The organism is Micromonospora sp. CNB394, assembly GCF_000374985.1.
GTDB classification, from domain to species: domain Bacteria; phylum Actinomycetota; class Actinomycetes; order Mycobacteriales; family Micromonosporaceae; genus Micromonospora; species Micromonospora marina.
In genome coordinates, this window is the sequence record NZ_KB895825.1 from 42902 (window position 1) to 56078 (window position 13177).

General features: G+C 71.7%; 15 protein-coding genes. 13 read left to right on the forward strand and 2 right to left on the reverse strand.

The annotated features are described in order from the left end of the window. Nucleotide 1: 1 nt before the first annotated feature. On the reverse strand, nucleotides 2-838 hold the full coding sequence (locus C569_RS0100180; protein ID WP_018783789.1) for an IclR family transcriptional regulator: 837 nt from the start codon (nucleotides 836-838) through the stop codon (nucleotides 2-4). Between the two features lie 93 nt (nucleotides 839-931). On the opposite strand from C569_RS0100180, the gene C569_RS0100185 reads away from it, so the two are divergent. The 12 genes from C569_RS0100185 to C569_RS0100240 are packed head-to-tail and all read left to right on the forward strand — an operon-like array spanning nucleotide 932 to nucleotide 11129. Beyond that, nucleotides 932-2950, forward strand: coding sequence for a hydantoinase B/oxoprolinase family protein (locus C569_RS0100185; RefSeq protein ID WP_018783790.1), 2019 nt, complete (start codon nucleotides 932-934; stop codon nucleotides 2948-2950). Further along, nucleotides 2947-3930, forward strand: a complete 984-nt coding sequence (locus C569_RS0100190) for a tRNA U-34 5-methylaminomethyl-2-thiouridine biosynthesis protein (RefSeq protein ID WP_018783791.1) — start codon at nucleotides 2947-2949, stop codon at nucleotides 3928-3930. Before C569_RS0100185 ends, C569_RS0100190 begins: the two co-directional genes overlap by 4 nt. Next, the gene (locus C569_RS0100195; RefSeq protein ID WP_018783792.1) at nucleotides 3923-4762 is read left to right on the forward strand and encodes a hypothetical protein; all 840 of its coding nucleotides are present in this window, start codon (nucleotides 3923-3925) and stop codon (nucleotides 4760-4762) included. The genes C569_RS0100190 and C569_RS0100195 overlap by 8 nt, the downstream gene beginning before the upstream one ends. Before the next feature lie 10 nt (nucleotides 4763-4772). Further along, nucleotides 4773-5063 (forward strand): BMC domain-containing protein, encoded by a 291-nt coding sequence (locus C569_RS0100200; protein ID WP_018783793.1) that lies wholly within the window; start codon nucleotides 4773-4775, stop codon nucleotides 5061-5063. A 23-nt stretch (nucleotides 5064-5086) separates the two neighbouring features. After that, nucleotides 5087-5413, forward strand: coding sequence for a BMC domain-containing protein (locus C569_RS0100205; protein WP_018783794.1), 327 nt, complete (start codon nucleotides 5087-5089; stop codon nucleotides 5411-5413). Next, on the forward strand, nucleotides 5413-5673 hold the full coding sequence (locus tag C569_RS0100210) for a EutN/CcmL family microcompartment protein (RefSeq protein ID WP_018783795.1): 261 nt from the start codon (nucleotides 5413-5415) through the stop codon (nucleotides 5671-5673). The genes C569_RS0100205 and C569_RS0100210 overlap by 1 nt, the downstream gene beginning before the upstream one ends. 16 nt (nucleotides 5674-5689) lie before the next feature. Next, nucleotides 5690-7201: a 2-hydroxymuconic semialdehyde dehydrogenase gene (locus C569_RS0100215; protein WP_018783796.1), complete on the forward strand. Its 1512-nt coding sequence runs from the start codon at nucleotides 5690-5692 to the stop codon at nucleotides 7199-7201. Further along, a complete protein-coding gene (locus tag C569_RS0100220; RefSeq protein WP_018783797.1) occupies nucleotides 7198-7992 on the forward strand; it encodes a 2-keto-4-pentenoate hydratase in 795 nt (264 codons plus the stop codon). Before C569_RS0100215 ends, C569_RS0100220 begins: the two co-directional genes overlap by 4 nt. Further along, nucleotides 7989-8924 carry an acetaldehyde dehydrogenase (acetylating) gene (locus C569_RS0100225; RefSeq protein WP_026267527.1) on the forward strand — a complete coding sequence of 312 codons (936 nt, stop codon included), beginning with the start codon at nucleotides 7989-7991 and terminating at the stop codon, nucleotides 8922-8924. Before C569_RS0100220 ends, C569_RS0100225 begins: the two co-directional genes overlap by 4 nt. Then, a complete protein-coding gene (gene dmpG / locus C569_RS0100230; protein WP_018783799.1) occupies nucleotides 8921-9952 on the forward strand; it encodes a 4-hydroxy-2-oxovalerate aldolase in 1032 nt (343 codons plus the stop codon). The genes C569_RS0100225 and dmpG overlap by 4 nt, the downstream gene beginning before the upstream one ends. After that, nucleotides 9949-10680 carry a 2-keto-4-pentenoate hydratase gene (locus tag C569_RS0100235; RefSeq protein WP_018783800.1) on the forward strand — a complete coding sequence of 244 codons (732 nt, stop codon included), beginning with the start codon at nucleotides 9949-9951 and terminating at the stop codon, nucleotides 10678-10680. Before dmpG ends, C569_RS0100235 begins: the two co-directional genes overlap by 4 nt. Continuing rightward, nucleotides 10677-11129 carry a RidA family protein gene (locus tag C569_RS0100240; RefSeq protein ID WP_196806653.1) on the forward strand — a complete coding sequence of 151 codons (453 nt, stop codon included), beginning with the start codon at nucleotides 10677-10679 and terminating at the stop codon, nucleotides 11127-11129. Before C569_RS0100235 ends, C569_RS0100240 begins: the two co-directional genes overlap by 4 nt. Nucleotides 11130-11211: 82 nt before the next feature. Here the strand turns inward: C569_RS0100240 and C569_RS0100245 are convergent, their stop codons facing one another. Next, the gene (locus tag C569_RS0100245) at nucleotides 11212-11811 is read right to left on the reverse strand and encodes a TetR/AcrR family transcriptional regulator (RefSeq protein WP_018783802.1); all 600 of its coding nucleotides are present in this window, start codon (nucleotides 11809-11811) and stop codon (nucleotides 11212-11214) included. Nucleotides 11812-11939: 128 nt separating this feature from the next. Between C569_RS0100245 and C569_RS0100250 the strand changes: the two genes are divergently transcribed. Continuing rightward, nucleotides 11940-13175, forward strand: a complete 1236-nt coding sequence (locus tag C569_RS0100250) for an alkane 1-monooxygenase (protein WP_018783803.1) — start codon at nucleotides 11940-11942, stop codon at nucleotides 13173-13175. The last annotated feature ends 2 nt before the right edge of the window (nucleotides 13176-13177 follow it).

The window sequence follows — 13177 nt, forward strand, 5'->3', positions numbered from 1 at the left end:
GTCAGTCGCCCCAGACGTCGCCGAGACCGTAGCCGAGCTGGCGGGACAGCTCGTGGGCGGTCCGTCGGGCCGCGGCGGCCAGTTCCGCCACCCGGGCCTCGCCGAGCCGGAAGATCGGGCCGGAGATGCTGATCGCGCCGGTGACCCGGCCGTGGCGGTCGCGGACCGGCGCGGCCACCACCCGCAGCCCTTCCTCGCTCTCCTGGTCGTTGAGCGCCCAGCCCTGCTGCCGGACGGTCGCCATCCGGGCCACGAACGTGTCCAGGTCGGTGATCGTGTTGCCGGTCAGGGCGGTGAACGGCGCGGTGGCCAGCATGACCCGCAGCGCCGCGTCGTCGGAGTCGATCAGCAGGGCCTTGCCGGCGGCGCTGCACCACAGCGGGATGCGCCGGCCGAGCCGGGAGACGAGTTGAAGGTTGCGGGTGCCCTGCACGACGTGGATCGAGATCGCGTCGAGGCCCTCCCGGACCGACAGGTTGACGCTCTCGCCCTCCTCCTCGGCGAGCCGGTGCACCAGGGGGCGGGCGAGGGTGTGCAGGTCGAGACCGGCGAGGTAGCGCGCGCCGAGTTCGAACACGGTGACCCCGAGCCGGTAGTTCCCGTTCTCCTCGTTGCGTTGCAGGAAGCCGGCGTCGGCCAGCGCGCGGAACAGCCGGCTGGCGGTCGACTTGTGCAGGCCGAGTTCGCGGCTGACGTCGCTGACCTTTCGTTCGGCCTCGGTCCCGCGGAAGGCGAGCAGCACGCTGAGCGCGCGGTCCAGCGCCTGCGTGCCGGACTCCCGGGGGGCCGGTCCGTCGTCGGGGACGGCGTCAGTGGCGTACGACATCTTGCTTCCCATCTTCTCGGTTGCTAGGTTTCATAATATAACTCTAGGACCACATTATGGTCCAGCCCGCCACCGGGATCGAACCGGAACCAGTGAGGCATCCGCATGACTGTTAACCCGATCGACCTGGAAGTCGTCACCGAAGGTCTCATCTCGATCGTCCGGGAGATGCGACAGACGATCTTCCGCACGGCGCACTCGCCGGTGATCGCCGACGCGCAGGACTTCTCGTGCGCGCTGTTCGACCCGAAGGGGCAGATGGTCGCCCAGGGCCGGGACATGCCCGGTCACGTCATCGCCATGCCGGCCTCGGTGGCCGAGATCTTCGCCGACTTCGCCGACGAGATGCGCCCCGGCGACCTCTACATCGTCAACGACCCCTACCGCGGCGGCAGCCACCTCAACGACGTCACCCTGATCAGCCCGGTCTTCGTCGACGGCAAGCTCTTCCTCTTCCCCTGCGTGCGCATGCACTGGGCGGACATCGGCGGTATGACCCCGGGCAGCGTCTCCGGCCAGGCCACCGAGATCCTCCAGGAGGGGCTGCGGATCCCGCCGATCAAGTTGATCGACCAGGGTCGCCCCAACCGGGCCGCGTACGCCATCGTCTTCGCCAACGTGCGGATGGCCGACGAACGCCGTGGCGACCTCGAATCCAGCATCGCCGCCTGCCACACCGCCGAACGGCGGCTGCGCGAACTCGTCGCCCGCCACGGCGCCGACCTGATCGGCGAATCCGTCGCCGCCAACATGGACCGCACCGAACAGCGGCTGCGCGACATGATCCGGGCCCTGCCCGACGGCACCTACCGCTACGAGGACTACCTCGACCTCTACACCGACGGGGACTACGACGCCGCGATCGTCCGGTGCCGGCTCACCGTCGACGGCGACGAGATCGAGGCGGACTTCCGTGGCTCGTCGAAACAGGTCGCGGCCGTGGTGAACTCCTCCCGGGCGATGACCGTCGCGGGCGTCTTCATCGCGGTCAAGTCGGCGCTGGACCCGGGTGGCCTGGTGAACCACGGCGCGTTCCGGCCGCTGCGGGTGCTCACCGAACCGGGCACCGTCGTGCACGTCAGCCATCCGGCCCCGGCCAACGCGCACAGCGAGGTCCGCAAGCGGGTCATCTCGGCCGTGATGGCCGCCCTCAGCCAGGTGGCGCCCGACCTCATCGCCGCCGACCAGTTCGGCACCACCTTCCAGAACCTCATCGGCGGCGTCGACGAGCACACCGGACGGCCCTACCTTTACTACGACTACCCGGCGGGTGGCAACGGCGGATTCCTCGAATCCGACGGGCCCAGCGCCATGAACCCCGTCGACCTCGGTGACATCTCGACCATCCAGTCCGTCGAACGGCTGGAGACCGAGATCCCGATCCTCGTCGAGGCCTGCGAGCTGCGCACCGGTTCCTGCGGCGACGGGGTACGCCGGGGCGGGCTCGGCAGCCGGCGGGAGACCCGCCTGCTGGCCAGCGGCGGAGCGTACTCGGTGCAGACCGACCGAACCACCGTCCCCCCGTACGGGCTGCGGCACGGCGGCCCCGGAGCACCCACTGTGACCCACATCCGGCGGCCCGACGGCGAGCGCGTCGACTTCGCCACCCCCGGCAAGGTCGCCGGCTACCCGATGCGCGCCGGTGACGTGCTGGTCATGGAGTCGGCCGGCGGCGGCGGCTGGGGCGACCCGCTGGAACGGATGCCCGAGCACGTCGCCGAGGATGTGGGCCAGGAGTACCTGACCACAGCCGAGGCCGAGCGGCGCTACGGCGTCGTGCTCGACCCGGCCGGCTCCGTCGACGCGACCGCGACCGCCGCCCGCCGGCACCGGCTACGCGAGGAACGGCGCTGGCTGCGCACCACGGTCAGCCCTCGTCCGGCCTACACCGGCCGGCGTGGGCAGCGGCGGCTGGCGTACGTGGCTCCCGTCAGCGGCCTCGCCGAGGACGTCCTCGTCGAGATCCATGGTGGACATCCGGCCCCGCTGCGGGCCTGGATCCGGCACGACGCGGCCCTGGCCGCCGACGAACTCGCCCTCGACGACGACGGGCTCCAGATTCTCGGCACCGCCCCGCACGACCGTTCCTACGTGCGGGCGCTCACCGGGGAAGGACTGTCATGAGCAAGGTCTTCCGAGTGCCGCTGGCGCCGACCCGCGGTGGCGCCACCGCCGCACCCCGGGCCCCGCGCCCGGCCACCACGGGGCCGCCCCGCTGCGGCATCGTCGCCGGCTGTCTCAGCCCGCACCCGCCACATCTGATCTACGCCGAGAACCCGCCGCAGAACGAGCCGCGGTCCACCGGCGGCTGGGAGACGCTGCGCTGGGCGTACGAGCGACTGCGCGCCCGCATCCGCGAGGTGCACAAGCCGGACGTGCTCATCGTCCACGCCCCGCACTGGATCACGATGGTCGGCCACCACGTCAACTGCGTGCCGAACCCGCGCGGCATCTCGGTCGAGCCGATCTTCCCGCACCTGTTCCGCTACCGCTACGACTTCCGCAGCGACGTCGAACTCGGCGAGGCGATCGCCGAGGAGGCCAGCGGGCTCGGGCTGGTCACCCGCACGATGCGTGACGCCCGGGTACGCGTCGACTACGCCACCATCGGTGCCCTGCACCTGGCCAACCCGGCCTGGGACATCCCGGTGGTGTCGCTGTCGGCCAACAACAACCCGTACTTCTACTCCGACGCGTCGCTGGAGGAGATGGAGGTCCTGGGCGAGGCCACCCGGCGGGCCGTCGAGGCCACCGGCCGGCGGGCCGTGCTGCTCGCCTCCAACTCGCTGTCCCACCTGCACTGGCACGAGGAACCCGAACTGCCCGAGGACATGGAACGGGAACACCCGTACAACAACCACCAGTACCGGTGGGACATGAAGCTGCTGGAGGCGATCCGGCGCGGCCCCACCGCGCCGCTGCGCGAACTCATTCCCGAACACATCGAGGCGACCGCCTCCGAGACCAAGGCCGGCAGCCTCACCTGGATGCTCGCCGCGATGGGCTGGCCGAAGGTCGCCGGGGACGTGCTCGGTTACGGCACGATCATCGGCACCGGCAACGCGGTGGTGGAGTGGCTGCCCGAGGGGAGCCGGCATGGCTGACCGGACCGGGATCGTCGCCGGGGCGCTGCTGCCCGGCATGCCGCACCTGCTCGCGGACGAACCGGCGCCGAGCTGGTCGGCGCTGGCCGACGCCGCACGCGACGTCGGCGCCCGGCTGCGCCGCCTCGAACCGGACGTGGTGCTGCTGCTGTCGACCCAGTGGTTCACCGTCCTCGGCCACCAGTTCCAGTGCGACCCCAACCCGCGCGGCCGGCACGTCGACGAGAACTGGTACGCCTACGACTACGGCCTGCTCGACTACGACCTCCGGTTCGACGTCGACTTCACCGAACGCTGGGCCGCCCGGGTCCAGGCCAGCGGGTTGCAGGCGCGGCGGACCCGCTACGAGGGGTTCCCGATCGACGCCGGCACCATCGTCACCTCCGCGCTGCTCGACCCGGACCGCAAGCTGCGCTGGGCGCAGGTCTCCTGCAACCTCTACGCCGACGCCGGGACCCTCGCCGAGGTGGGCCGGGCCGGCGGCGCCGCCGCCCGCGACGCCGGCCTGCGTGCCGCCGTCGTCGTCGTGACCGGCATGTCCTCCGGGCTCCTTCAGGAGTGGATCGAGCCCGGCCAGGACCGCATCGGCGCAGCCGGCCACGAGCAGTGGAACACCCGGATTCTCGACCTGCTCACCGCCGGCAAGGTCGACGAGGCACTCGCCGTGCGGGAGGACTTCGCCCGGCAGGCGCAGGCCGACAGCCAGTTCCGGGCGCTGGCCTTCGCCGCCGGCGCGGGCGCGGCCACCGGCCCGGCTCACCTGCACGCCTACGGCCCGATCTGGGGCACCGGCGGCGCCGCCCTGTCCTGGAACCTGACCGACCACCACTAGAGGAGAGACCATGCGGAACATGGCCGTGGGCTTCGTCGAAGCCGAAGGCTTCACCCCCGTCTTCGACGCCGTCGACGCGATGGTGAAGGCCACCGAGGTCGAGGTGACCAAGGTCGTCCGGCTCGGCGGTGGCATCGTCGCCGTCGCCGTACGCGGTGACCTCGCCACCGTCGAGGAGGCCGTCGACATCGGCGAGGAGACCGCGCGGGCCAAGAGCCGCTCGGTGCGCTCGATCGTCTTCGCGAGCCCCTGCGACGCCGTCAGCGCGCTGGCGGCCGACCCCCAACTCGTCGGCAACTGACTTCCCGGTTAGGAGCACCAGACATGTCCTCCGACATCGCGATCGGAATCGTCGAGACCCGCGGCATCGTGGCCCTCTCGGCGGGTATCGAAGCCATGATCAAGACCGCCGACGTCCGGTGCGTCGGCGTCGAACGGGTCACCAGCGGCTACCTCGCCGTCGCCGTACGCGGCACCCTTGCCGCCGTCCGGCAGGCCGTCTCGGCCGGCGAGGCCGCCGTCCGCGCCCACGGCGAGCTGCGCAGCTCGCAGGTATACCCCAAGCCGCACCCGACTACCGCGGCGCTGCTCGACGGCCCGGAGACCGCCCGGATCCGCGAGGTCATGGCCGCCCTGCGCGGAGAAGGCTGATGGTGCTCGGCGAGGTCGTCGGCAAGGTGTGGGCGGACCGGATCCTGCCTCCGCTGCAGGGCCGGCGGCTCGTCCTGGTCCGGGTCCGGCCCGACGGCCCCGACCTGGTCGCCGTCGATCCGCTGAACGCCGGCGTCGGCACCACCGTGCTGGTCGTCACCGACGAGGCAGCCGCCGCGGTGGCCGGTGAGACCACCGTCGACGCCGCAATCGTGGCCCTGATCGCCGACTCCGCCGACTCCGGAGCCACCACCGCCTGACCGAAAGGTGCGCCTGATGACCGACGGGCCATGGTCCCCGAGCCTGCTCACCGGCAGACCGGCCGGCGAGCCGACAGTGCTGCCGAACTTCGTCGACGGCGAGTTCGACGCGTCCGGCACACGCTTCCCCAAGATGTCGCCGGTCACCGGCGAGACGATCCACCACGTCGCCGAGGCCGACGAGTCCACCGTGGACGCGGCGGTGTCCGCGGCCAGGGCGGCGTTGCGCGGCCCCTGGAGCCGGATGGGGGAGCGGGAACGCGCCGCGGTGCTGTACCGCGTCGCCGACGAGTTGGAGCGCCGGTTCGAGGACCTGGTGGCGGCCGAGGTCGGTGACACCGGCAAGTCGATCTCGCAGGCCCGGACGCTTGACGTCCCGCGTGGCGCGGCCAACTTCCGGGCCTTCGCCGAGATCGTGTCGACGGCGCCGACGGAGTCGTTCACCACCGGGACGCCCACCGGCGGACGGGCGCTGAACTACGCGGTGCGCAAGCCGGTCGGGGTCGTCGCGGTGATCGTGCCGTGGAACCTGCCGCTGCTGCTGCTGACGTGGAAGGTCGCGCCGGCGCTCGCCTGCGGCAACGCGGTGGTGGTGAAGCCGTCGGAGGAGACGCCGTCGTCGGCCACGCTGCTGGCCGAGGTGATGGCGGCGGCGGGGGTGCCCGACGGTGTCTTCAACGTGGTGCACGGGTTCGGGCCCGGCTCGGCCGGGGAGTTCCTGACCCGCCACCCGGGCGTGGACGCGGTCACGTTCACCGGTGAGTCGGCGACCGGCGGGGCGATCATGCGGGCGGCGGCCGACGGGGTGAAGGCGGTGTCGTTCGAGCTGGGGGGCAAGAACGCCGGCCTGGTCTTCGCCGACGCGGATCTCGACGCCGCGGTCGAGGGTTCGGTGCGGTCGTCGTTCACCAACGGCGGCCAGGTCTGCCTGTGCACCGAGCGGTTGTTCGTGCAGCGGGAGGTGTTCGACGAGTTCACCGCCCGGCTGGCCGAGCGGGCCGGGGAACTGGCGTTCGGCTGGCCGGCCGACGAGGCGACCGTGAACATGCCGCTGATCTCCCAGAAGCACCGGGAGAAGGTGCTGGGCTACTACGACCTGGCCCGCACCGAGGGAGCGACGGTGCTCGCCGGTGGCGGCGTACCCCGGTTCGACGACGGCCGCGACGGCGGCGCCTACGTCCAGCCGACGGTGCTGACCGGCCTGGCTCCCACCGCCCGGCTCAACCGGGAGGAGGTCTTCGGCCCGGTCTGCCACGTGGCGCCGTTCGACGACGAGGACGAAGCGTTCGCCCTGGCCAACGACAGCGAGTATGGACTGGCGGGCACCGTGTGGACCCGGGACGTCGGCCGGGCGCACCGGGCCGGCGTCCGGCTGGAGGCCGGGATCGTGTGGGTGAACACGTGGTTCCTGCGGGACCTGCGCACCCCGTTCGGCGGATTGAAGGCGTCCGGTGTCGGCCGCGAGGGTGGCGTCCACTCGCTGAACTTCTACTCGGAACTGACAAACGTCTGCGTGGACCTGTCATGAGCGACGTCGCACGGGCTGCGGGACTGCTCCGCGCCGCCTACGAGACCGGGAAGCCGGTCGCGCCGCTGCGCGGCGAGCTGGTTCCGGTCGGGGACGTCGACGTGGCGTACCAGGTGCAGCGAGCCCAGGTCGACGAGTGGGAGGCGGCGGGTCGGCGGCGGGTCGGGGCGAAGATCGGCCTGACGTCGCCGGCCGTGCAGCAGGCGTTCGGGGTCCACCAGCCGGACTTCGGGGTGCTATTCGCCGACATGGCGGTCCCCGACGGCGACGAGGTCGACCTCAGCCGGCTGTTGCAGCCCCGGGTGGAGGCCGAGGTTGCGTTCGTGCTGGGCACGGACCTGCCGTCCGAACAGCCGACGGTCGCCGACGTGATCCGGGCGACCGATCACGTCCTGCCGGCGATCGAGGTCGTGGACTCCCGGGTCGCCGGCTGGGACGTCTCCATCGTGGACACGGTCGCCGACAACGCCTCCTCCGGTCTGTTCGTCCTCGGCGACCAGCCGCACACGCTGTCGCAGGTCGACCTGCGGCTGGCCGGGATGGTGCTCGAACACGCGGGTGAACCGGTGTCGGTCGGCGCCGGCGCCGCCTGCCTCGGCCATCCCGTGCACGCGGTCGTCTGGCTGGCCCGGCGGATGGCCGTCGCGGGCAGCCCGCTGGCCGCCGGTGACGTCGTGCTCTCCGGGGCGCTCGGCCCGATGGTGCCGGTCACCGCCGGCGCGGCGTACGAGGCACGAATCTCCGGTCTGGGTTCGGTCCGGGTCTGTTTCAGTGCGGGGGTGCACCAGTGAGCACGGGCGTGGCGGTGATCGGGTCGGGCAACATCGGCACCGATCTGATGATCAAGGTGCTTCGGTTGTCGGAGTCGCTGCGGATGGTGGCGATGGTCGGCGTCGACCCGGGGTCCGACGGCCTCGCGCGGGCGCGCCGGCTCGGTGTGGCCACCACCGCCGACGGTATCGACGGGCTGCTGGCCATGCCGGAGTTCGCCGATGTGGCGGTGGTGTTCGACGCCACCTCGGCGGGGGCGCACCGCCGGCACGCCGAGGTGCTGCGCGAGCACGGCCGGCTGGTGGTGGACCTGACCCCGGCCGCGGTGGGCCCGTACGTGGTGCCCCCGGTGAACCTCGACGAGCACCTGGACGAGCCGAACGTGAACATGGTGACCTGCGGCGGGCAGGCGACCGTCCCCGTCGTCGCCGCCGTCGCCCGGGTGACACCCGTGCGGTACGCGGAGATCGTCGCGTCGATCGCGTCGCGTTCGGCGGGCCCGGGCACCAGGGCGAACATCGACGAGTTCACCGAGACCACGGCGCGGGCGATCGAGGTCGTCGGCGGCGCCCACACCGGCAAGGCGATCATCGTGTTGAACCCGGCGGAACCACCGTTGCTGATGCGGGACACCGTCTACTGCCTGTGCCCCGGCGGCGAGGTGGACCGAGCGGCAGTCGCGGCGTCGGTCGAGGCGATGGTCGCCGACGTCGCCGGATACGTGCCCGGCTACCGGCTCAAGCAGCAGGTGCAGTTCGACCCTGTCGACACCTACGTGCCGGCCCTGGGCGCCCGGTTCACCGGAGTGCAGGTGTCGGTGTTCCTGGAGGTGTCCGGGGCGGGTCACTACCTGCCGGCGTATGCCGGCAACCTCGACATCATGACGTCGGCCGCACTGCGGACGGCGGAACGGATGGTCGCACGACGCGCCGAGCGGGGGGTCCCGGCATGAATCGGCTGTACATCCAGGACGTGACGCTGCGCGACGGCATGCACGCGGTAAGGCACCGGTTCACCGTCGGCCAGGTCCGGTCGATCGCGACCGCCCTCGACGCGGCCGGTGTCGCCGCGATCGAGGTCGCACACGGCGACGGCCTTGCCGGGTCGAGCGTGAACTACGGGCACGGCGCCGCCTCCGACGCGGACTGGATCGCGGCGGCGGCGGAGGCGGTCACCACCGCCCGGCTGACCACGCTTCTGCTGCCCGGCATCGGCACGATCGCCGACCTGAGGGCCGCCCGCGACCTCGGCGTCACCAGCGTGCGGATCGCTACGCACTGCACCGAGGCGGACATCTCCGCGCAGCACATCGGGTGGGCGCGCGACAACGGCATGGACGTGTCCGGGTTCCTCATGATGGCGCACATGAGCGACCCGGCGGCACTGGCGGAGCAGGCGAAGCTGATGGAGTCGTACGGCGCGCACTGCGTCTACGTCACCGACTCCGGCGGCCGGCTGCTGACCCGGGACGTCGCCGAGCGGGTCGACGCGTACCGGCAGGTCCTCGACCCGGCCACGCAGATCGGCATCCACGCTCACCACAACCTGTCCCTCGGCGTGGCGAACAGCGTGGCGGCGGTCGAACACGGCACCGTCCGGGTCGACGCGTCCCTGGCCGGTCACGGCGCGGGAGCCGGGAACGCACCCCTGGAGGTCTTCGTCGCCGTCGCCGAACTGCACGGCTGGGAGCACGGCTGCGACGTGTTCGCCCTGATGGACGCTGCCGACGATCTGGTGCGGCCGTCGCAGGACCGGCCGGTCCGGGTGGACCGGGAGACGCTGACCCTCGGCTACGCGGGGGTCTACTCCAGCTTTCTGCGGCACGCCGAACGGGCGTCGGACCGTTACGGCATCGACGTCCGCTCGATCCTGGTCGAACTCGGCCGCCGCCGTATGGTCGGCGGGCAGGAGGACATGATCGTCGACGTCGCCCTCGATCTGGCCACCGCCCGGACCGCACCGACCGGAGGCAACCGATGACCGATGTCGACCAGCTCGCCGTGCACCTCGACGCCGCGGCGACCAGCCGGGTCGCGGTCCCGCAGCTGAATGCCGCCACCGGCCTGGACGTGCCCACCGCCTACCGGGTGCAGGAGGCCGTGGTGGCCCACCGGCTGGCCCGCGGCGAGCGTCTCGTCGGGGTGAAGCTGGGGCTGACCAGCCGCGCCAAGATGGCGCAGATGGGCGTCGACGAGGTCATCTGGGGCCGGCTCACCGATGCCATGCGGATTCCCGACGGCGGCACGATCCGACTCGCCGACCACATCCACCCGAAGGCGGAACCGGAGGTCGCCTTCCTCGTCGAGTGCAACGCCGTCACGGCTGTCGCACCGGCTATCGAGGTCATCGACTCCAGGTACGTCGATTTCCGCTTCACGCTGCCCGAGGTCGTCGCCGACAACACCTCGGCAAGCGGTTTCGTGCTCGGTGCCTGGCAGCCCGTGCCGGCCGGGATCGACAACTCCGGCGTGCTGCTGGAGGTCGACGGACGCGTCGTCCAGCTCGGGTCGACGGCTGCCATTCTCGGCGATCCCCGGCGGGCCCTGCCCGACGCGGTCCGCCTCGCGGGTGCCTGCGACCTGGAGCTGCCCGACGGTTCGGTCCTGCTCGCCGGCGCGGCCACGGCCGCCGTCCCGCTGCGCAGCGGGACGCACGTCCGGGTCACCGTCGAGCGGCTCGGTTCGGCGTCCCTGCGGGTCGCGCCGTGACCGGGCGGAACGATGCGCCCGGGGGTCACGCGAGTGGCCACGGCGGGGTGGTGCCGGGCCTGGCCCGGCCGCGCGGCCGGTTCCCGCACGTCAAGCTCGTCGGCGACCTCATCTTCGTCTCGGGCACGTCCAGCCGCCGGCCGGACGACACCATCGCCGGCGCCCGGGTGGACGCGATGGGTGTCACCGATCTGGACATCCGCGCGCAGACCCGCGCCGTCATCGACAACATCCGCGACATCCTGCGCTCCGTCGACGCCGACCTCACCGACCTGGTCCAGGTCACCACCTATCTGGTGAACATGAACGACTTCGGCGGCTACAACGAGGTCTACGCCGAGTACTTCGACGAGACCGGCCCGACCCGCACCACTGTCGCGGTCCATCAGCTACCGCACCCGCACCTGCTGATCGAGATTCAAGCGGTGGGGCGCCGCGCGATCCCCTGAAGGCGGTGAGCGGCGGAGCCTCTGCTCCTGACGCTCGGGCAACAGGGGTTGCTCCGTGGCCGTACGCGCCCATTGCGCTCGTTCACGCGGGCGGCGGGTCCAGGAAGCGTTGTGCCAGGCCGGCGATGACGTCGGCGGTGTTGTCGGCGGGCGCGGTCGGCAGCACGATGTGGCTGACGACCAATCGCGCGATGGATTCGGCGCCGACCGTGACGTCGTCGGCGGGCACCCCGGGCAGGTGCGTGTCCGCCCACTCTCGCAGCACCGTGACGGCAGCGGCCAGGGCCAGGTCGGCGCGGGTGGTCAGGTAGGGGAGCAGGGAGTCGGTGCCTCGGACGCTGTTGACGACGGCTTTGATCAGCGGGTCGGCACCGGCATGTGTCAGCACGAACGTGACGGCGGCGTGGACGGCGGCCCGCACGTCGCCGCCGTGAGCGGACAACGCGTCCCGCACACCGGTCATGAACCGGTCGATCTCGCGGTGGGCGACGGCTTCGCCCAGACCCGCCTTGTTGGTGAACTCGTTGTAGAGCGTCTGCCTGCTCACACCGACGCGGGCCGCCACGTCGGCCATCCGCACCGCGTCCCAGCCACGGTCGATCGCCAGGTCGCGGCCGGCGGCGATGACGGCGTCACGCAGGTGCTGGCGCGCGGCGTGGCGATAACGCGGGGAGCTGGCCATGGTGCGCCGAGTCTAGCGATTGGACACGCACATCCAGCGTGCCCAATAAATTGACGCGGATTGGATATTGTCAAGCGTAAGCGCCCGTGTGACAGTCGACACGACGGTCGACACCCCGGAGGCGGTTCATGCAGACCCCGATCGATGCCCCGGCGTTCGCCGCCGGGTGGCGTGACGGCAGGAAGCCCCTGTGGCCACTGGCTCTTCTCGTGCCGGTGCTGCCGATGCTGGCGTACGCGTTGTGGGAGGCCGGCGCGGGACCTGCCGCCTGGTGGCTCACCCCGGCGGTGGTCTTCGGACTCATCCCGATCGTCGACGTGCTGCTCGGTGACGACGGAGAGAACCCGCCCGACGACGTCGCCCGGCGGTTGCAGGAGGTCCGCTACTACCGCTGGATCACGTTCGTGTTCCTGCCGGTGCAGTACGCCGCCCTGCTGCTCGGAGCATGGGTGTGGACGCGCGGCGGTCTCGGTGCCGTCGGTGCCGCCGGCCTGGTCGCCACCATCGGAATCGTCAACGGCCTGGCCATCAACACCGCACACGAGCTGGGCCACAAGCGCGAGTCGGTCGAGCGGTGGATGTCGAAGATCGCGCTGGCGCCCACCGGGTACGGCCATTTTCATGTCGAGCACAACCGCGGGCACCACGTCCGTGTCGCCACACCGGAGGACCCGGCCAGCGCCAGGCTGGGGGAGAGCTTCTACGCGTTCTGGCCGCGTACGGTCTGGCGCAGCCTGATCTCGGCGTGGCGGCTGGAGTTCGGCCGCTTCCGGCTTCGGCACCGGAGTCCGTGGACGCTGCGCAACAACGTGCTCAACGCCGGGCTGCTGACCGTCGTGCTCTTCGTCCTGCTGATCGCGGTGTTCGGGTGGCAGCTCGTCCCGTTCCTGTTGCTGCAGGCGATCGTCGGCTTCTCGCTGCTGGAAGCGGTCAACTACCTCGAGCACTACGGCCTGTGCCGCCGGCGTACGGCCACCGGCCGCTACGAGAAGGTCGACCCGCGGCACAGCTGGAACAGCGACCGCCTCGTCACCAACGTGTTCCTCTTCCAGCTGCAACGCCACAGCGACCACCACGCCAACCCGCTGCGCCGCTACCAGACGCTGCGCAGCTTCGACGTCTCGCCGCAACTGCCCGGGGGTTACGCCTCGATGGTGCTGCTCGCCCTGGTGCCGCCGCTGTGGTACCGGGTGATGGACCCACGGGTCCTGGCGCACTACGGCGGCGACCTGACCCTCGCCAACCGCAACCCCCGCGCCGAGGCCCGCCTGCGTCGCCGCTACAGCCGGCCGTCGGCGGACACCACGGCGGTGCGCGCCGCCCGGCCCGACCCGAGCCTGGGTGCTCCCGGCCCACACCGCTGATC

Coding starts and splice junctions, on each gene's coding strand:
- dmpG (WP_018783799.1), top strand. CDS start 8,921: ATGAATCGGCTGTACATCCAGGACGTGACGCTGCGCGACGGCATGCAC.
- C569_RS0100220 (WP_018783797.1), top strand. CDS start 7,198: ATGAGCGACGTCGCACGGGCTGCGGGACTGCTCCGCGCCGCCTACGAG.
- C569_RS0100235 (WP_018783800.1), top strand. CDS start 9,949: ATGACCGATGTCGACCAGCTCGCCGTGCACCTCGACGCCGCGGCGACC.
- C569_RS0100180 (WP_018783789.1), bottom strand. CDS start 838: ATGGGAAGCAAGATGTCGTACGCCACTGACGCCGTCCCCGACGACGGA.
- C569_RS0100195 (WP_018783792.1), top strand. CDS start 3,923: ATGGCTGACCGGACCGGGATCGTCGCCGGGGCGCTGCTGCCCGGCATG.
- C569_RS0100250 (WP_018783803.1), top strand. CDS start 11,940: ATGCAGACCCCGATCGATGCCCCGGCGTTCGCCGCCGGGTGGCGTGAC.
- C569_RS0100200 (WP_018783793.1), top strand. CDS start 4,773: ATGCGGAACATGGCCGTGGGCTTCGTCGAAGCCGAAGGCTTCACCCCC.
- C569_RS0100185 (WP_018783790.1), top strand. CDS start 932: ATGACTGTTAACCCGATCGACCTGGAAGTCGTCACCGAAGGTCTCATC.
- C569_RS0100190 (WP_018783791.1), top strand. CDS start 2,947: ATGAGCAAGGTCTTCCGAGTGCCGCTGGCGCCGACCCGCGGTGGCGCC.
- C569_RS0100210 (WP_018783795.1), top strand. CDS start 5,413: ATGGTGCTCGGCGAGGTCGTCGGCAAGGTGTGGGCGGACCGGATCCTG.
- C569_RS0100215 (WP_018783796.1), top strand. CDS start 5,690: ATGACCGACGGGCCATGGTCCCCGAGCCTGCTCACCGGCAGACCGGCC.
- C569_RS0100245 (WP_018783802.1), bottom strand. CDS start 11,811: ATGGCCAGCTCCCCGCGTTATCGCCACGCCGCGCGCCAGCACCTGCGT.
- C569_RS0100205 (WP_018783794.1), top strand. CDS start 5,087: ATGTCCTCCGACATCGCGATCGGAATCGTCGAGACCCGCGGCATCGTG.